We start from the raw sequence: 17,641 nt of genomic DNA on the forward strand, positions 1-17,641 counted from the left end.
ATGCGAGAAAGAAAAGGACCTGAAAGGAAAAGGTTCCCGTTTATTTTCAGAGTCTGGATGTTTTTCGTTCGACCCGTCGAACTTCAGAAACGACTCACCGAAAGATTTTTGCTCGGCGGGCTTCCGTTAGCCGCGCTTCCTTGCTTGAGGGTAGCTACCGAGCAGGCGGACCTGGTTCGTTTGGAAGGCAAGCTCCTCCAGCGCGGTATCGACGCGCGGATTGCCCGGAACCCCCTCTATGTCGGCAAAAAACTGGGTGGCGGCGAAGCTGGCGCCCTTTTGGTAGCTTTCCAGCTTGGTCATGTTGACGCCGTTGGTCGCGAAACAGCCCAGCGCCTTGTAGAGCGCGGCCGGGATGTTCTTCACCTCGAAGATGAAGGTCGTCATCGCCGACGTCCCGACCAGCGTCGCGGCGTCGAGCGGTTCCTTTGCGAGCACGACGAAGCGGGTCGTGTTGTCATGCGCGTCCTCGACCTCGTCCTCGATGATCTTCAGGCCGTAGAGATCGGCCGCCAGCGGTGGGGCGAGCGCGGCGATGAACGGGTTCCCGCTTTCCGCCACGAAGGCAGCCGCGCCGGCTGTGTCGGCATGGCTGAGCCCCACGATCTCGCGTTCGGCCAAAAACTGGCGCGACTGTCCAAGTGCCTGCGGATGACTGTAGGCCGCTTCGAACGGTCCCTCGCCCAGCGCCATGAGCGCGTGGGTGATGCGCATGAAATGTTCCGCAACGATATTGAGGCCGCTTTCGGGGAGCAGGAAGTGGATATCGGCCACGCGCCCGTGCTGCGAATTCTCGATAGGGATCATTGCGCAGCCCGCACGGCCGCTGTCGACCGCATCCAACGCATCTTCGAAGCTGAAACAGGGCAGCGGCAGCGCCTCGGGCGCGAACTGCATCGCCGCCTGGTGCGAATTCGATCCGGGTGCCCCGCCGAAAGCAATAGCGCGCATCGGATCACCCGCCGCAGCGGAACGCATGGAATCGACCATTTCGAGGGCAGGCTTGGCAAACTGGCGCATCGCGCAGCGTTACGGGCGGCCCACGCGCGGTTCAAGACCTATTGCACGAAGCGCACTTGCGCCCGCCCGCTTGCTTCACTAGAGCGGCGCGCAACCACCAAACCAACAGATTTTTCGCAGGCAAGCACGCAATGGACGACCGTTTCAACACCGCCGCCGGCTGGGTCCTTTTCGCCGGTATCGTCGCGCTCGGCAGCTCGATCGCATCGGGCATGTATTTCCATGCGGACAGCGGCGAACTGCCAGAGGGCGCGGAGCCTGGCTATTTCGTGCAGGGCGAGGAAACCGATGCGGGCGCGGATGCGGGGCCGGATCTCGGCACACTTCTGGCCAACGCCGATGCGGCTGCGGGCGAGGCGGTCTTCGCCAAATGCACCGCCTGCCATACGATCGAACAGGGCGGCGCCAATGGCATCGGCCCGAATCTCTACGGCACGATGGGCAAGGCTATCGCCGGCCACGCGGGCTTCGCTTATTCCAGTGCCTTGTCCGAAAAGGGCGGTCAGTGGACCTGGGAGAACATGAACGAGTGGCTCACCAGCCCGCGCGCGTTCGCAAGCGGCACCAAGATGAGCTTCGCCGGGCTGTCCAAGCCTGAAGATCGTGCCAATGTGATGGAATATATGTCCACGTTCGGCGGCGCGCCTGCCAAGCCGGCACCCGCAGCTCCCGAAGTCGAGAGCGAAGACGTTGCAGGCGAAGCGCCAGGCGCGGGTCCGGGCGCGGTCGAGGGCGAACCCGCCGATCCCGCGCAGGCGGCTGGCGCTATGAGTGCCGATCAGCCGGTGCCTGCCGCGAACGCCGGTGGGGACAATGAAGGGGCGACCAAGATCGACTAGGCGCCAGCTTTGTAGTTGACGAGAAAAGGCCTCGCTTCGGCGGGGCCTTTTCGTTTGCGGCCGATCGGTCTGGACCCTAGCCTTTAAAGCCTTGGGCAATGACGTACCATTCGCTGGAGCCCTTGCGGCTGGCGGGGGGCTTGGCATGCTTCACCGTTTTGAAGTGCTTTTTGAGCAAGGTCAGCAGGTCATTGTCGGTCCCGCCGGCCAGAACCTTGGCCAGATACGTCCCACCCGGCGCAAGGTTCTCGATCGCGAACCATGCGCCGGCTTCGACCAGGCCCATGGTGCGCAGGTGATCGGTCTGTTTGTGGCCCACGGTATTGGCGGCCATATCGCTCATTACCAACTCGGCCTTGCCACCCAGCGCCTCTTCCAGAACGCGCGGGGCATCGTCGTCCATGAAGTCCATCTGGAAGATTTCGACACCTTCGATCGGCTCTACTTCGAGCAGGTCGATGCCCACGACCAATGCCTTTGGCTTGCGCTTGCGCACCACCTGGCTCCAGCCGCCGGGCGCGATACCGAGATCGACGACGCGGGTTACGCCATTCAGCAACCCGTATTTCTCATCCAGCTCGATCAGCTTGTAGGCTGCGCGGCTGCGATATCCTTCCGCCTTCGCCTGCTTGACGTAAGGATCGTTGAGCTGGCGTTGCAGCCAGCGGGTCGAGCTCGCCGTGCGTTTCTTCGCGGTGCGAACCCGCGTCTCGCGATCCTTGCCGGAGCGGGCCATTATGAGGGTTTCCTGTCGGGTGCGCTATCGACATCCGTCGATAGCTTGAGGCTGCTCCGTCCCACGCCCGGATTCATTTCTGGGCGAGCTATCGACATCCGTCGATAGCTCGCGGCACCAGCCCACGCCCCCACCCGGCCACCCACGGCACTATTCTGTTTGGGTGGCCGGGTGGGGGCGTGGGCTGGTGCCGCAAGGAATGCGCGCATGCGCTTCCCGTACACAACAAAGACTCCGCAACCCGAGATACTACTCCCCATCATACATCCTGCTCCCGCATCTTCTGCATGGCGGCGCGGCTGCGTTCGCCGTCGGCGTCGGCGGCGATCAGGCTGCGCAGGATGCCTTCGCGAATGCCGCGATCGGCCACGCCGAGCTGGACCGAGGGCCAGATGTCGAGGATCGATTCCAGGATCGCGCAGCCGGCGATCACGAGATTGGCGCGATCGTCGCCGATGCAGGGCAGCTGGCGGCGGTCGGCCTCGCTCATGCGCGAGAGGCGCGCGGAAATGTCGCGCATCGCCTGCGAGGGCAGGATCAGCCCGTCGACGGCGCGGCGATCGTATTGTGGCAGTTCGAGATGCAGGCTCGCGAGCGTGGTGACCGTACCACTCGTGCCGAGCAGACGGATACCCTCGCTCGAGCGCGTATGCTCGCCGATCCGCTCGGCAAAACTGCGGAAGCTGCGAGCAACCGTCCGGCGCATTTCGCGATAGCGCTCCAGCCGGCCTTCCTCGCTGCCGTCGGACGGGCCGACCGTATCGGTCAGCGAAACGACGCCCCACGGCACGCTCAACCAGTCGAGGATGCGCGGGACCGGGCCGCCGGGTTCGACGAGAACCAGCTCGGTCGAACCGCCGCCGATGTCGAAGATGATCGCGGGACCGTTCCCGTCTTCGAGCAGGACATGGCAGCCGAGCACCGCCAGTCGCGCCTCTTCCTGCGCGGAAATGATGTCGAGGACGATGCCGGTTTCCGCTTTCACCCGTTCGATGAACTTGGGGCCATTCGCGGCGCGGCGGCAGGCTTCGGTCGCGACCGAACGGGCGAGGCGGACATTGCGCCGGCGCAGCTTTTCCGCGCAGACTTGCAGCGCGGCGAGCGTGCGGTCCATCGCCTCGTCCGACAGCCTTCCGCTTGCAGCCAGCCCTTCGCCCAGCCGGACGACCCGGCTGAATGCATCGATGACCGTGAAATCCGCCCCGCTCGGCCGCGCGATCAGCAGGCGGCAGTTGTTGGTACCAAGGTCGAGCGCGGCGTAGGCCTGGCGGTGGTGCGTGTTCGGTCCGGCATTTGCGGTCGGCCCGCGTCCGGCTGTGCCTTTGCGCGGTGCACGGGGGCGAGCTTCGCCTCTCGTCTGGTCGGGCCGGGCGGGGCGCTTGTAGCGGAAATCGGCTACCTTGCCGGACTTGTCGCCCCGTTTGCGTCCAGGCCCCCTTGTAATGTCCGGCGGAGGACTGTCCGCCATGATAAGGAGCTTTCTTCTTTTTTCTTCCCACACCGACCGTCGGGCGCGGGGACTTGAGGTCGATGCTAGCCGTGAAGCGCAAAGGGGGCAAGAGGGGCCGCCGGAGCGGGGTTGACCTCGGCAGGCGGCGAAACTAGATGGCCCACCTCTCCCGCGCGCACCACCCGATTCTGCGCGGCCCGGTGAGCGCCGATGCCCCGTCGTCTAATGGTAAGACTACGGACTCTGACTCCGTCAATTGAGGTTCGAATCCTCACGGGGCATCCAATTCTTCTGACCCGAGACGGTTTCACCAAATAGACTGTCAGACCCGTTCCGGACAGTGGCGTAAAGTCCCCGTTTAGCGGAAAACTTCGTGGGCTTTGCAAATTCGCTCGACCAGACAAGAACTGCCCGTAATCACTTGCCTATTGGATCAATCTGGGCAGGGAATACAGATCATGCGTCTCACCGCCACTGAAGGTGGCGATTACATCAAGGGTCGAATTTCCGTGTCACGGTATTATCCAGCGATCGATGGGCGACTGGCGACAATATCTTGAAGGGTTTGCCTGGGCGCTGCTGATCGGCCTTGGGCGTAACCTTGACCTTAGCAATAACCGGTAAGGTGTTCCCGCCACTGTTCAACCGTAGTGACACCATGGCGATAGTCGGCATTGTGCTTTCGAAGCTATTTGCTGTCTCGGCGGAAGACGGGTTGCGCTTTCTCGGTATGCGTCGGATGCGCCAGCGCTACAGCCTCGTGTCGAGCGCGCTTGTGGTCGCGATCTTTATCGCCCTGGCAGAGAATATTCTGCAATTCGGCAGGGTCTCGACAGGACTTGCGGTCGCGGGCCAGTCAATCGAGCCGGGAATGCTGATAGTGATCTTCATCGCCATCGGCGTGGCCCGCTTGTTGTGGCATTTCACCTTGTGCCGATACTACGTCGTCTTCGCCGACAATCGCGCATGGTCAGGCGTGGTTTTCCTGTTCGTCCTCCACGTCCTTGCGAACTCTGTTCTCGCCCTTCTGCCATTTTACACGGCGAGCTTGGAGGACGCATTTTACTGGGCTTGCGTCCTGTTTCTCGTCGCGGCTAGCCTAGCCTATGGCGCGTGCCGCAACTGGCCTAGTCTGTCTCGCGGCTGAGCGGCGACTTCGCGCGAGCCCCTTTCCACCATCGCCGGCTTGCCCTATGACCAGCGTCATCCCCGGGGAGCCGCTTGGCTGAGAGGGGCGCGTAGCACCGCCCGACCCGTCGAACCTGAACCGATTAGCATCGGCGGAGGGAGTGGAGCGGCGCCAGCAAACCGCTCTTCCTCCGCCTCATGGAGAGAGCACGCATGGCCGACATCAACAGCAAATTCGATATCGGTGTGACCACCGGACCCATTCGCGGCAGCCGCAAGGTCCATGTCGGCGCCAAGAGCGGCAGCGGCGTGCAGGTCGCCATGCGCGAGATCGATCTCGAGGGCGGGGAACCCAGCGTGCGGGTCTACGACACCAGCGGCCCCTATACCGATCCCGATGCGACGATCGACATCCGCAAGGGCCTCGAACAGAAGCGCCGCGAGTGGATCCTCGCCCGGGGCGATGTCGAGGAATACGACGCGCGCGAAGTGAAGCCCGAAGACAACGGCCAGCTCGGCCCCGACCGGTCGGGCGGCGTCCCCGGCTTCCCCAATGTCGCCAAACGCGTCCTGCGCGCGAAGCCCGGCATGAACGTCAGCCAGATGCACTACGCCCGCCGCGGCATCATCACGCCCGAGATGGAATATGTGGCGGAGCGCGAGAACCTGGGCCGCGAAATGTTGCGCGAGGAAGCCGCCCGCCTCACTGCCCGCAACGATGGCCAGCCCTGGGGCGCCGAGCTGCCCGACTACGTCACTCCCGAATTCGTCCGCGACGAGGTGGCGCGGGGCCGCGCGATCATTCCCTCCAATATCAACCACCCCGAGACCGAGCCCATGGCGATCGGGCGCAACTTCCTCGTCAAGATCAACGCCAATATCGGCAATTCCGCCGTGGCATCGGACGTGGCGAGCGAAGTCGACAAGATGGTCTGGTCGATCCGCTGGGGCGCGGACACGGTGATGGACCTTTCCACGGGGCGCAACATCCACGACACGCGCGAATGGATCATCCGCAACTCGCCCGTCCCCATCGGCACCGTGCCGATCTACCAGGCGCTGGAAAAGGTCGGCGGCATTGCCGAGGACCTCACCTGGGAAATCTTCCGCGACACGCTGATCGAACAGGCCGAACAGGGCGTCGACTATTTCACCATCCACGCCGGCGTGCGCCTGCCCTATGTCCCGATGACCGCCAAGCGCGTCACCGGCATCGTGTCGCGCGGCGGCTCGATCATGGCGAAATGGTGCCTCGCGCATCACAAGGAGAGCTTCCTCTACGAGCGCTTCGACGAGATCACCGAGATCATGAAGGCCTATGACATCGCCTATTCGCTGGGCGACGGCCTGCGCCCCGGCTCCATCGCCGACGCCAACGACGAAGCCCAATTCGCCGAGCTCTACACGCTGGGCGAGCTCACCAAGCGCGCCTGGGAACAGGACGTGCAGGTGATGATCGAAGGCCCCGGCCACGTGCCGATGCACAAGATCAAGGAGAACATGGACAAGCAGCTGGAGGCCTGCGGCGAAGCGCCCTTCTACACGCTCGGCCCGCTCGTCACCGATATCGCGCCGGGGTACGACCACATCACCAGCGGCATCGGCGCGGCGCAGATCGGCTGGTACGGCACCGCCATGCTCTGCTACGTCACACCCAAGGAACACCTCGGCCTGCCCGACCGCGACGATGTGAAAGTGGGCGTGGTGACCTATAAGCTCGCCGCCCACGCCGCCGACCTCGCCAAGGGCCACCCGGCCGCCAAGGTCCGCGATGACGCACTGTCGAAAGCCCGCTTCGAATTCCGCTGGCGCGACCAGTTCAACCTCAGCCTCGACCCCGACACGGCCGAGCAATACCACGACCAGACGTTGCCTGCGGAGGGCGCCAAGTCCGCGCACTTTTGCTCCATGTGCGGCCCGAAATTCTGCTCGATGAAGATCACGCAGGAAGTGCGGGACTTCGCCGCGAAGCAGAACTCGGACAGCTACCTCGCGAGCGAGAACATCAAGCGCGAGACCTCTCCGCAAGAGGCCGCGGAAGCGGAAAAGGGTATGGAGGAGATGAGCGAGGTATATCGCGAGAAGGGCGAGAAGTTGTATTTGCCGGAGGGTTGATGCGGAGGCGCACTGGGACGACGACAAGACCTACGATTGGCTAAAATATTTTCCGAGAGATATCGCTGGCCATGTTTTTCCCCGCTCGCCAGTCACTAGCGGTCTTTGCCATGGTGAATGTGAGTCTTTCGTCACCAAAATACACTAGCTTGTGATGCTTGCCATCCGACGAAATCGAGAAGCCGAGATCGTTCAGTGCCTTTCGAGTTTTGGCATCAAGTCCATCGTTGCCGGACAGGACTGACTTGAGCCTTTCTTTGCGCTCAATCAATTCTTGAGACGAATTAAATCGCTCTGCAAATTCTTGTAATACGAACTCTCTCCTGCTTCCCTCGAGTACGCCAGAAAGGGCCTGCTCTACGGCCTCTTTCAAGAAATGCTCACTTTCTCCGGGAAAATAATCCTGAATCGATACCTGCTTAGTATTGCCAGACTGTCCAGCAGCCACTGCGTTCATGTTTTGAAGATCGATCTTGAGCTGACGGACTTCATTCTCTAAGGCGGTGTTCTGCTCTCGAAGTGCTTGATTTTCCGTGTCAAATTCTCGGACAAAGGCATCCAAGTCTGTCGAACCAGCACTTTTAAGCGCTTCAATGTTTCGGCGACTTTTATCTGCTTCGATATCTGGCCAAGAGAATCCTGGTAATGAAAGTCTGGTGAGCAACGCTTCTCGAACAGTCTCACTTGCCGCTTTGCGTAAAGCCCACTCATCTTCATCGACCGGGATGATTAGCGACCGTTGGCCAGTGGGAAGATAAATACCGATGGCCCCACCATATGCGTTGCGTGAATTCGTATAGGGTTGAATCGCTCGAGAAAACGACCTGTTCGGTTCGACGACTACATGGGCCAAACCACCAAGATGCCGTGCCAATGCCTTGGGGTCACAGGACAGTTCTTCGCGGAATGTCCTGCTAATATATACGACTGGAAGATGGTTATCGGAGTCGCCGTTCAGTAGCCTAACAGCCATGCCCTGATCGCCCTCAGACAAGCTATGAGGGAGATCCTGGACCCAAAGTTCCCCGTCTAAACCACCACCTAGCTGGCTCAGCATCAGTTTGATTATCTGTGGTTTGCGCGCTTCCCTAAGCGAAATCTGGGGATCAAGGCTTGCCCTATCTGTGCGCACGCTAACCCATGTTTCCCCCGACCTTTTTCGACCGACAATCGTCGTGGAATAGATGATCTTTCCATCGACAGATGTGTGTTTCACACCGATGCCAGACTCTTCATCATCGCCTAGACGGATGAGTTCGACGTTCTGGTCACCAGCCTTAATCTGGTCTTTCTCACCATTCTCCAGCGCCCGAATATCGGCCTCATCTAAAACGCGGTGAGGCGAGTTGATCAACCAGACACCAATCGAGCGAATGATGTCGGAAGGCGTGCCTGACTTGAGAGGGAATTCGGCTGCGAATGAAAGCATGGGTCCATCTTATCACGAGCGTCGAACTATGAAAGAAGCCGCGGGCTTCTTTGGGGAAAACTCGCACCCGTGCTAGCTAAATGAGCCTATCCAATAATGTCTGAGGAATGCCCGATGCATTCCAGTGACAATATCTCAACCCGCCGGAACCAGCTTCTCCACCAGCGCCCTGAGTTCGCTCGGCGTGGTGTGGCCGGCGACGATCTCGTGGTAGCCGATGCCCGCCTTGCGCAGCGCTTCCTTCTTCACCGCATCGCGCGCGGCAGCGCTGCCCTGGTGGTGGCCTGATCCCTGATATTCGAGCGCGTGGATCACGCGGCTGTTCTCGTCCATCAGGGCGAAATCGACGCGCTTCGAATTGACGCAGGAGTAAGCGCGCTTGTTGGGGCTGCCGAGAAACTCGCCGAGCGAGACTTGCGCCATGACCTGCCACTTGGAATTGCGCGCAATCACCGCTTCGTCCAGCGCCTTGAACACCTTGGTCTCGGGGCTGTTGAGCAACGGGCGTGAGTGGAATTTCGCCTGCATGACGACCTGCAATTGCTCGGTCGCATTGGTGAGATCGTGGAGGTTCTGTCGCGGCGGTTTCCAGTTGGAGCGCCGCCCGCCTTTACATTTTCGCCTTTTTTCCTTCTTGCCAGCCTTCACCCATTCGGTGGCAAGGAATACCAACGCGACTACTACGATCAGGACAAGAATAGGCGTGCTGTCCAGAAGCGGAGCGAAAAGTGATTCCAACAAGACGTGTGTCTCCCCACGTTGTTGATTAGCGAAAATTGTTCAGCAGTGAACTGCTTTTCGCTTTCCTACCTAGACACTAGCTGCCTTGGTCGGGCGATGTGCATGCCTATTCCCTCGCCGAAACCGCTTCGAAAGGCTTCCACACCTCCCCGAACTTTTTTGCCCCTGGACTGTGGTCCATGCGGTCCATGTAATGGGACTGGCAGGCGGCAAGTCCTGCAATCGTCCTACACGCCGCTCAGGCCCTGGCGAGCTTCACCAGCACCCGGTCCAGCGCCTGCAGGAAGTTGGACCGGTCCGCCTTGCCGAACGGGGGCGGGCCGCCTCCGGCCGCGCCGAGAAGGCCGTCCATTCCGGCGCGCAGGTCTTCCATGATCGCGCGGGTGGCGATGGCGCTGCCGATGCTGGCGGCGTCGAAGGGCTTGCCGTCGTGGCGCAGCACGCTCGCGCCTGCTTTCAGACAGCGTTCGGCCAGCAGGATGTCGGCGGTGATGACTACGGTGCTTGGGGACGCCTCTTGCGCGATCCAGTCGTCCGCAGCGTCGAAGCCGTCGGAGACCACCACCCGCTTCACCCGCTCGCTCACCGGCACGCGGAAGGGGCTGTTGCTGACCACGCGGACATGCGCCTTGTGACGCTCCGCCACGCGGTAGATCTCCTCCTTTACCGGGCAGGCATCGGCATCGACCAGGATCATGGGGGTGGGGGGCGTGGGCGCAAGCATGGCCGATCCCCTAGCCGAGTGGCGCGATGCCGGTAAATGGCGGCAGGACACGAAAAGCCCCGCCGCGCCGTGTGGCGGGCGGGGCATCGATCGTCCGTCGCGGCCGGATCAGGCGGCTTCGGTCTCCTTCGCGCGGAGGTTGGCGCAGCGTTCGGCGAGGTCGGTCATCTTCTCGTCCGCCTCGTAGCAATTGGCGGTCAGCTCATCGAGCTTGGCCACATGGTCGCTCTTGCCCAGCGCCTCGGCATAGGCCTTGGCCGTGCCGAAGCCGCAGATGCCGTAGTGGCTCATGCGCTGGTATTGCGAGATCAGCACCACGTCGCGCACGTCGCCATCGTCGAAATCGGCTTCGAGCACGTGCTTGGTGGCTTCCTTGACGAGGCCTTCCATGCCCTTGCAATGCTCCTTCTCGGAGACGCCGCAGTCGGAGAGGAGCTGCTTCACGGTCGCGGTGCTGTCGGCAATGCCGTCGGCGGATTCCCTGAGCTTGTCGGCCAGCGAGCTGTCGTCCGTGGCGTCGGCCATCTTGCGGACGACTGTCTCCATCTGCTCGTTCGCGGACCAGTTGTCCTGCAGTTCGTGGGTGTAGCAATCGGTGAGGTTCTTGGGGGCTGACATGGTCGGGTTCCTTGTGAGTGCGAGGCAGCAGTGTGCGCCTTGCCATGATGCCTTAGCGACGGGTGGTCCGGGATCGCGTTCCACCTGCTCGGCGCATATGCGCGCAGGCGGTAGCTGGGCGGGGCGAGGGGAGGACGCCCCCCTTCGTCGCCGTGCACCTATCGACAAGCACGCAAACTCCCGCCACTCTCCCGGCAAGATCCGCCGCTGCGAGAAGGGGAGCGCCATGGCCGATACCGAACCCGCCGCCATACTGGGCGACAAGCGCGAGCGAAGGCGCCTGCCGGTGGTCGGACTCGTCCTGACCGCGCTCTATCTGGCGGGGCTGGTGATCTATCTGACGGTGCAGGGGCAGAACCCGGCGGACCTGCGCCTCAACGAGCTGGGCGATTTCCTCGGCGGGGTGTCGAGCCCGCTGGCCTTCCTGTGGCTGGTGCTCGGCTTCTTCCAGCAGAGCCGCGAAATCCGTCTGTCGAACCAGGCGCTCCATCTACAGGCGGCGGAAATGAAGCGCTCGGTCGACGAACACCGTCGCATCGCCGAGGGCAACAGGGAGAGTGGAAATGGCTAATCAAACCGAAACCAACCGAGCACTGATCGAGCAAGCCTTCGAGGGCCTGCGCCACGGCGATCCGTCGCATTTCCTGCCGCTGTTTGCAGAGGATATCGAATGGCGGGTCATGGGCTCTTCCGCCTGGTCGAAACATGCCAAGGGCCTGCCTGCGGTGGAACGCGACCTCGTCGGGCCGCTGTTCGCGCGCTTCGCCGGACCCTATCTCAATATCCCCGAACTGATCCTTGCCGATGGCGATCACGTCGTGGTGCTGGCCAAGGGCGATGCGGAAACGGTGGAGGGTCTGCGCTACGACAACGACTATGCTTTCGTGTTCAGGCTAGCGGACGGCAAGATCGTGGAGGTGCGGGAATATATGGACACGATCCTGGCAGACGCGGCTTTGGGGCGGTAGGATCGAAGGTAGCCAAGGAGAGGCGCGATGGAGTTCTGGCCAATCGTTTTCTGGGCAGCCGCGGCTTACAACGCCGTGATCGGCGCGGGCAGCTTGCTACAACCCGGCGCACCGCGCGAGGGCAGGGTGATCGGCCTGCTCGTGGTGGCGTTCGGCGTGGTCTATGCCATCGTCGCGCTCGATCCGGTGCGCTTCGGGCCGATGCTGTGGGCGGGCGTGCTGGGCAAGGCTGGCGTCGTCGCGCTGATGGCCCCGGCGGTAAGGGAGCCGGGAACGCCGAAAGCGCTCGGCTGGATATTGGCGGGCGATGCCGTGTTCGGCGTGCTATTCCTCGCCTTCCTGCTCGGCTTCGGTTGAGGGGGACGCGGCCTTGGGTGCCGCCTCGCCTCATAGTCCGTCGAAATCGATATCGACCACGCGTCCGCGGCGATCGATCAGGCATTCGAACTCGCCGCTGTCACCATTGTCGTAATCGTAGTCGTTCCAGCCCTCGCGCTCGTAATGGCCGACGATGCGGATGTCGCCTTCGACCTTGAGCAGGCGGCCGTCCCGATCGACATCTTCGATCTGGGTCACATTGGCCGGTCCCCAGCGGCGGGCTTCGTTCTCGGCGACATAGACGCAGCGTTCGATCAACTCGCGGCTGTACTGCATGCGGTACTCGCCATCGTAATAGCGGCCTTCGTAGCCGCGGTCGTAGTAATAATCGTCGCCATAGCGACGGTCGCGGTACCGATCATCGTCGTCGTCCCCGCCAAGGATCGCGGCGAGCCCGCCGATGATGACGGCCCCTGCGATTACCTCTTCGGTGCCGATGTCGTCACCGTCGTCGTCGCCATCGAGATCGAAATCCTGGGCTGCGAGCGGCGCTGCAAAAAGGGCGCTCGCGGCGATTGCTGCGGTGAGGGGGGCGAGGCGTATGGTCATGGGGCAGATCTTCCCGACCGGCGTCCACCGGTCTGCGAGTGTTGAATTGCTTGTAGAAAATCAATGATTGGCGGCGGGTGGCGTTCCGGAGCCTCTGCGTTTCCTGGCGGTCCATGGCCCGCGAAAAAATGAAATTTGCTCTGGAAACCCGGTGGCCCCGACCCATCTCTGAATATGAGAGAAACAATCGAGAGGAGTGATCCCGATGCAGGTCCAGTTTAATTCCGACAGTAGTGTGATGGGAACCGAAAACGTCGCCGAGCGGATCGAGGCGAGCGTTCGCGAGAAGCTGGCGAGGTTCGACGAAAGGCTAACGCGGATCGAAATTCACGTGCGCGATGAGAACGGTGCCAAACATGGTGCCGACGACAAGGCCTGCACGATCGAGGCGCGCCCGCGCGGCGGCAAGCCGGTCGGCGTGACCGCAAAGGCCAGCAAGGTAGACGATGCTGCGCGAATGGCGGCAAATACGCTCGCCCAGCGGCTCGAGCGGCACTTCGGTAAGGAAGGCCGCCACGGCCACGACCCGCGCCCCGACAAGGTCATGTGAGCACGGGTCGACCGAGGTTCCGCGCGAATGCTCAGGGCGTTAGTTCGCCCTGGTCGCGGCCTTCCCACCACGCGATCCGGTCGGGCGATACTTCGATCAGCACCAGACCGTCGGTGTCGAGACCATTCTCGAACCATTTCTCGAGATCCTTGACCCAATGCTTTTCCAGCGTTGCACGGTCGCGATGGAGTTTGCCGGTCCCCTGGACGGCACAATAGAATTCGCCGCTGGAATAGGTCGCACCGCACTGCTCCGAACGCTTGAGGTCGTCGTCGATCCGGCCATCATCGGTGGCGAAATGGTAGGTGGTTCCGTCCTCGGCGCTGACGTCCTTATTGTTCGACATCGGTCGAGCGGCGATTGCGCCTTCGGCACCGGTTTTGGTGACGAGCATGGCGATGTCGATCGACTTCAGCTTGGCGGCGATATCGGAAATGGTGCGGTCAGGCATAGGCTTTTCCTCGTGTTGAGAGCAGGTCAATCATGAACGAGCGAATCCATCCGAAGTGCCAGAGGCGTGAGGGGGCTCATTGAGATCAGCTCGTGACCGTCTCGACCTTGGTTATGCCTCGTTTCGTCGCAGCTTCGCGCCGATTGGACACAATTTCGCCCAAATCGGAAACATCCAGCTGGGTTTGTCGTTCGTATCTTGAAGCGGCGGCTGGAAGAGCCTGTCGCCGACACGCTCACTCTCTTCAAAAAGGGGTTAGATATGAACAAGCTTACAATCGCGCTCGCCTCGGCTGCCTCGCTGGCAATCGCCGCCTGTGCAGAACCGGTCGAAGAAACGCCGACGACCGACGACACCGCCGTTGCCGACCAGATGGCGAATGACACCGCCGAGACCGGCACCATCGTAGAAGTCGCGCAGGGCGACGAACAGTTCTCGACGCTGGTCAGCGCCGTGACGGCTGCCGAACTCGGCGATACGCTCTCGGGCGACGGACCCTACACTGTGTTTGCGCCGACCAACGACGCTTTCGGCAAGATCCCCGAGGCGACCCTGACCGAACTAACCACGAACGATACTGAGACGCTCGGCAACATCCTCACCTACCACGTGGTGGAAGGCAATGTTGATGCGGCTACGCTGACGCAGGCGATCAACGATGCAGGTGAAGACGGCTATACGATCAACACCGTGAATGGCGGTACGCTGACTGCCACTGTCGTCGACGGCAACGTCGTTCTGACTGATGCAACCGGTGGCACGTCGACCGTGACGGCAACCGATGTTGCTGCATCGAATGGCGTGATCCACGTCATCGATACCGTGCTTATGCCGCAGTAAGCGCTCGATAATTCGAATGGAAAAGGGCGGCCTTAAAGGTCGCCCTTTTTGTTTTCCGGATTATCGATGGACATTTGTTCGGGAGTATCTGCGATCGGCTCCACCTCGAGCGTGCCGGCGAGTGGCTCGACGATGACGGCACCAGCGGCCGTCGAACGTCGTATCGGCGAGGGGTCGCGAGGCTTGCCCTGCTCGAGCGGCTCACGCGTTACTGCAGGACCTGATGCCAGCGCATCGACTTCGGCCTCGTCGAAGAAGTTGTCGTAGTCGGCATCGAGCCGGGTCGTGTCGCCTTGATCGAGCCACTCCAGGCGCTGATCCCGCAGCCTTCCATGAAAGGCGAGCTCCGCCACCGGGATCGTTCCCTCGGGAGTGACAAGGGGATAGTGATCAGGGGTGTTCCGGCTCGCCGTTCTCGAAACCTCGGGCGCAGGCGTTTGCGGAATGGTGAACTCGTGACCACGATTTTGCAACATCGGCGTTTCGCCGATGGCTTCACCGGTCAGCATGCCGCCGAGCACCACGCCGAAGAGGGCAACGGCGAAGCCTGTGCGGGCAAGATTGATGTTGGGACCGCTTGTCATGGTTCTGCTTAAGGAATGAGCAGACCGTGCCCCCGGTTCCGCGGCCCTCTTTACGAGCATCGCCCACCCTCGGCATTCACACCGCTTTAACCGATGCCTTGAACCGGCCTGCAATGGTTCAGCGGCTAGGTTAACAGCGTGGTGACAATTTGCGCGTATGCACTGCGCGAAACCTCCGGACAGCCGGAAGCGAGAGACGAGTGATGCATGACCTGCAACTGACATTTGCGACCGCCAAGGGCGAGAACGCCTGGGAGAGCGACCTGCGGCGCCTGTTCGAGGCGGGCAGTCTCGACGACATCCACGCCATCCTCCAACCGGCGATCGAGCAGCTCGAAAGCGAATTCGGGCGCATGTGCCTGCGTACGACGCCCGAAGTCGTTACCATCGCCGGATGGCCGGAACTGGTCGACGCCATTCAGGACCACGAGGGCGATACGATCACCGGCGTCACGCTGGCGGTGGCAAACGAGGCTGACCGGGCGTTCGAGAAGGGGCAGCTCCATCACCCGTTCATGATGCTCGGCCTCTACACGGACGGGGCCTTCGGCTTCAGCACGGCGCGCGAGGCGGACCTGTTTGCCCAGATGCAGGCGGAAGACGGCCCCGCCTGGGCCGGATATGACGAGGACATCGAAGTCTATCTCGACATCGACGGACTGGACGAGCTCAACACGGCACTGCTGCATCACAAGCAGCGCCACTTCTTCCGCGATGGTGCGCCCGAAGATGCGCCATTGCGCTATGTCGAATATGTGCTCGGCTGCTGGTGGCGCGCGCTTCTGTTCCAGCAGGCGGTTGCCAGCGAATGCACCATCCACGGCCTGCCAGGCGGTATTCCGGTGCTCGCCGGAACGGTGGAGATGCGGCCTGAAATCGTGATGGTCCACGGCATAGGTGCGCGGACGGTCGAGCCGCGGCGCAAGACCGAGGCGAGCGAATGCGCCCCGATCCTCGCCGCCGACTTCATTCAGGTTCGATCCGTCGAGGAAGAAAGGGAGCCGACCGGCTCGGACCTGCGCCGCCGCGTCCTCGAAACCGGCCAAGAGGAAGAGGAAGAGCCCAAGCGCGGGCTGCTTTCGCGCATCTTCGGCCGCTGACGCGCAGACCCTGCCGCTGGACGGCACGTAATCCCTCGCTAGTCTTCGCGCCTACCACGTCGGTAGATTGGGAAAAGCGATACCATGCCCAGCCTGCGAGCACGCCTCGTCAATCTTGCCTTGCCGCTCCTCGGCATCAAGCGGTTCTTTTCCGAACCGGACAAGCTCAAGGACCGCATCGCGGCCTTACGGCGCAAGCCGACGGTCATGCCGCGCGCTGCGCTTCGCAAGCAATTCGATATAGTCGAGGACGACAGCCCAGGATACAAGGTCATTACGATGACGCCGCTGGACGGCGATCCTGCTGGCGGCCCACACCTGCTCTACCTGCATGGCGGCGGCTATGTGATGGATATTGCCGCTGTGCACTGGGACAGCATTGCGCAGCTCTGCCGCGATCTCGGCGCGTCGGCCACGGTCCCGCTCTATCCGTTCGCGCCCGAACACAAGGCAACCGAAGTGCTGGATGCCATGCGAGCGCTCTACGACGATGTCGCCGCGAAACACGGCGCGGCAGCGCTGACCGTGATGGGCGACAGCGCAGGTGGCGGCATGGCTCTGGCGCTGGCGCAGATGATCCGGGAGGACGGCGGCGAATTGCCCGGCTCGCTCGTCCTTTTCTCGCCTTGGCTGGATGTGACAGCGAACGCGCCGGGGCAGCGCGATATCGAGTCGCGCGACAGGATGTTGGCGGTCGCGGGCCTTGAGGCATGCGGCGCGATGTATAGGGGTGAACTTGCGCCGGACGACCCCAAGGTCAGCCCCTTGTTCGGACCGCTAAAAGGACTTCCTCCAATGGCGATCTTTTCGGGTACGAGCGACATCCTGCTGGTCGATGGTCGCCGTCTCAACGACAAGCTCACGGCGCTCGGCTCTCGCTCGCATGTCTATTGCGAGTATCCGGGGATGTTTCATGTCTGGATGTTGTTTCCGGTGCCTGAGGGACGGCAGGCGCTCGACGAGACGGCAGACTTTATTCGCCAGCACGCAAGGGTTTCCGTATGAGAACTGCATTGGTCGCCTGCACGATCGCCGCACTCCTAACCGGCTGTCAGGCAGGGGAAGAGACTGCGCGCAGCGAAGCCTTCGACGCTATCGCCGCCGATGACATCGTGCGCTTCACCGGTACGGAGCCTTTCTGGAACGGTTCGATCGAAGGCGGTACCGCATCCTATGCGACGCCAGAAAATCCGGACGGAACGCGCTTTGCGGTCGAACGCTTTTCCGGGCTCAATGGCGCGGGCTACAGCGGCACACTGGATGGCGCGACTTTCGACCTCACCATCACGCCCGGCACCTGTTCCGACGGCATGAGCGACCGCAGCTACCCCTACACCGCCACCCTGTTGGTCGGCGACGAAATGCGCGAAGGTTGTGCATGGACCGATCGGCAGCCTTTCTCCGGACCTGCAGTGCCGTGA

The 17,641-nt window shown here is 62.0% G+C and carries 21 protein-coding genes, 1 tRNA gene and 1 riboswitch; of the genes, 12 read left to right on the top strand and 10 right to left on the bottom strand.

Features of this window, described 5'->3' with window-relative positions:
- Window positions 1-126: 126 nt before the first annotated feature.
- On the bottom strand, window positions 127-1,020 hold the full coding sequence (locus tag P8R33_RS10875; protein WP_278328974.1) for a prephenate dehydratase: 894 nt from the start codon (window positions 1,018-1,020) through the stop codon (window positions 127-129).
- Window positions 1,021-1,151: 131 nt separating this feature from the next.
- On the opposite strand from P8R33_RS10875, the gene P8R33_RS10880 reads away from it, so the two are divergent.
- Window positions 1,152-1,859: a c-type cytochrome gene (locus tag P8R33_RS10880; protein ID WP_278328975.1), complete on the top strand. Its 708-nt coding sequence runs from the start codon at window positions 1,152-1,154 to the stop codon at window positions 1,857-1,859.
- 76 nt (window positions 1,860-1,935) lie between these two features.
- Here the strand turns inward: P8R33_RS10880 and P8R33_RS10885 are convergent, their stop codons facing one another.
- Both P8R33_RS10885 and P8R33_RS10890 read right to left on the bottom strand, forming a co-directional pair.
- Entirely contained in the window at window positions 1,936-2,595 is a 660-nt protein-coding gene (locus P8R33_RS10885) for an RlmE family RNA methyltransferase (RefSeq protein WP_278328976.1), read from the bottom strand.
- 259 nt (window positions 2,596-2,854) lie between these two features.
- Window positions 2,855-4,063: a Ppx/GppA phosphatase family protein gene (locus tag P8R33_RS10890; protein WP_278328977.1), complete on the bottom strand. Its 1,209-nt coding sequence runs from the start codon at window positions 4,061-4,063 to the stop codon at window positions 2,855-2,857.
- 193 nt (window positions 4,064-4,256) lie between these two features.
- Here P8R33_RS10890 and P8R33_RS10895 point away from each other — a divergent pair.
- The 3 genes from P8R33_RS10895 (at window position 4,257) to thiC (ending at window position 7,288) form a co-directional block, all read left to right on the top strand.
- Window positions 4,257-4,330, top strand: a tRNA-Gln gene (locus tag P8R33_RS10895).
- A 316-nt stretch (window positions 4,331-4,646) separates the two neighbouring features.
- Window positions 4,647-5,192, top strand: a complete 546-nt coding sequence (locus tag P8R33_RS10900; protein WP_278328978.1) for a hypothetical protein — start codon at window positions 4,647-4,649, stop codon at window positions 5,190-5,192.
- Window positions 5,193-5,245: 53 nt separating this feature from the next.
- Window positions 5,246-5,352: riboswitch (TPP riboswitch) on the top strand.
- 34 nt (window positions 5,353-5,386) lie between these two features.
- Entirely contained in the window at window positions 5,387-7,288 is a 1,902-nt protein-coding gene (gene thiC, locus P8R33_RS10905) for a phosphomethylpyrimidine synthase ThiC (protein WP_278328979.1), read from the top strand.
- Window positions 7,289-7,328: 40 nt separating this feature from the next.
- On the opposite strand, the gene P8R33_RS10910 is transcribed toward thiC, so the two are convergent.
- The 4 genes from P8R33_RS10910 to P8R33_RS10925 all read right to left on the bottom strand — a co-directional run bounded on the left by P8R33_RS10910 (window position 7,329) and on the right by P8R33_RS10925 (window position 10,800).
- Entirely contained in the window at window positions 7,329-8,717 is a 1,389-nt protein-coding gene (locus P8R33_RS10910) for a hypothetical protein (RefSeq protein WP_278328980.1), read from the bottom strand.
- A gap of 135 nt (window positions 8,718-8,852) precedes the next feature.
- The gene (locus tag P8R33_RS10915) at window positions 8,853-9,455 is read right to left on the bottom strand and encodes a DUF2726 domain-containing protein (protein WP_278328981.1); all 603 of its coding nucleotides are present in this window, start codon (window positions 9,453-9,455) and stop codon (window positions 8,853-8,855) included.
- Between the two features lie 241 nt (window positions 9,456-9,696).
- The gene (locus P8R33_RS10920; RefSeq protein ID WP_278328982.1) at window positions 9,697-10,182 is read right to left on the bottom strand and encodes a YaiI/YqxD family protein; all 486 of its coding nucleotides are present in this window, start codon (window positions 10,180-10,182) and stop codon (window positions 9,697-9,699) included.
- A gap of 108 nt (window positions 10,183-10,290) precedes the next feature.
- Window positions 10,291-10,800 (bottom strand): ferritin-like domain-containing protein, encoded by a 510-nt coding sequence (locus P8R33_RS10925; RefSeq protein WP_278328983.1) that lies wholly within the window; start codon window positions 10,798-10,800, stop codon window positions 10,291-10,293.
- A gap of 226 nt (window positions 10,801-11,026) precedes the next feature.
- Between P8R33_RS10925 and P8R33_RS10930 the strand changes: the two genes are divergently transcribed.
- From P8R33_RS10930 to P8R33_RS10940, 3 genes are read left to right on the top strand one after another with little or no spacing between them, the layout of a single operon-like run.
- A complete protein-coding gene (locus P8R33_RS10930) occupies window positions 11,027-11,371 on the top strand; it encodes a hypothetical protein (RefSeq protein ID WP_278328984.1) in 345 nt (114 codons plus the stop codon).
- Window positions 11,364-11,768, top strand: a complete 405-nt coding sequence (locus P8R33_RS10935; RefSeq protein WP_278328985.1) for a nuclear transport factor 2 family protein — start codon at window positions 11,364-11,366, stop codon at window positions 11,766-11,768. The genes P8R33_RS10930 and P8R33_RS10935 overlap by 8 nt, the downstream gene beginning before the upstream one ends.
- A gap of 27 nt (window positions 11,769-11,795) precedes the next feature.
- The gene (locus tag P8R33_RS10940) at window positions 11,796-12,125 is read left to right on the top strand and encodes a hypothetical protein (protein ID WP_278328986.1); all 330 of its coding nucleotides are present in this window, start codon (window positions 11,796-11,798) and stop codon (window positions 12,123-12,125) included.
- Window positions 12,126-12,155: 30 nt separating this feature from the next.
- Here the strand turns inward: P8R33_RS10940 and P8R33_RS10945 are convergent, their stop codons facing one another.
- Entirely contained in the window at window positions 12,156-12,695 is a 540-nt protein-coding gene (locus P8R33_RS10945; protein ID WP_278328987.1) for a hypothetical protein, read from the bottom strand.
- Between the two features lie 205 nt (window positions 12,696-12,900).
- Here P8R33_RS10945 and P8R33_RS10950 point away from each other — a divergent pair, with 205 nt between their 5' ends.
- A complete protein-coding gene (locus tag P8R33_RS10950) occupies window positions 12,901-13,245 on the top strand; it encodes an HPF/RaiA family ribosome-associated protein (protein ID WP_278328988.1) in 345 nt (114 codons plus the stop codon).
- A gap of 31 nt (window positions 13,246-13,276) precedes the next feature.
- On the opposite strand, the gene P8R33_RS10955 is transcribed toward P8R33_RS10950, so the two are convergent.
- The gene (locus P8R33_RS10955; RefSeq protein ID WP_278328989.1) at window positions 13,277-13,696 is read right to left on the bottom strand and encodes a pyridoxamine 5'-phosphate oxidase family protein; all 420 of its coding nucleotides are present in this window, start codon (window positions 13,694-13,696) and stop codon (window positions 13,277-13,279) included.
- 261 nt (window positions 13,697-13,957) lie between these two features.
- Between P8R33_RS10955 and P8R33_RS10960 the strand changes: the two genes are divergently transcribed.
- On the top strand, window positions 13,958-14,536 hold the full coding sequence (locus P8R33_RS10960; RefSeq protein ID WP_278328990.1) for a fasciclin domain-containing protein: 579 nt from the start codon (window positions 13,958-13,960) through the stop codon (window positions 14,534-14,536).
- Between the two features lie 32 nt (window positions 14,537-14,568).
- Here the strand turns inward: P8R33_RS10960 and P8R33_RS10965 are convergent, their stop codons facing one another.
- Window positions 14,569-15,120 carry a hypothetical protein gene (locus P8R33_RS10965; protein WP_278328991.1) on the bottom strand — a complete coding sequence of 184 codons (552 nt, stop codon included), beginning with the start codon at window positions 15,118-15,120 and terminating at the stop codon, window positions 14,569-14,571.
- Between the two features lie 203 nt (window positions 15,121-15,323).
- Here P8R33_RS10965 and P8R33_RS10970 point away from each other — a divergent pair, with 203 nt between their 5' ends.
- The 3 genes from P8R33_RS10970 (at window position 15,324) to P8R33_RS10980 (ending at window position 17,641) form a co-directional block, all read left to right on the top strand.
- Complete coding sequence (locus tag P8R33_RS10970; RefSeq protein ID WP_278328992.1) at window positions 15,324-16,220, top strand: hypothetical protein; 897 nt, start codon at window positions 15,324-15,326, stop codon at window positions 16,218-16,220.
- 84 nt (window positions 16,221-16,304) lie between these two features.
- A complete protein-coding gene (locus P8R33_RS10975; protein WP_278328993.1) occupies window positions 16,305-17,225 on the top strand; it encodes an alpha/beta hydrolase fold domain-containing protein in 921 nt (306 codons plus the stop codon).
- Window positions 17,222-17,641, top strand: coding sequence for a COG3650 family protein (locus P8R33_RS10980; RefSeq protein ID WP_278328994.1), 420 nt, complete (start codon window positions 17,222-17,224; stop codon window positions 17,639-17,641). The genes P8R33_RS10975 and P8R33_RS10980 overlap by 4 nt, the downstream gene beginning before the upstream one ends.

The sequence above is a fragment of the Qipengyuania flavescens genome, assembly GCF_029688735.1.
In the GTDB taxonomy this organism is placed as follows: domain Bacteria; phylum Pseudomonadota; class Alphaproteobacteria; order Sphingomonadales; family Sphingomonadaceae; genus Qipengyuania.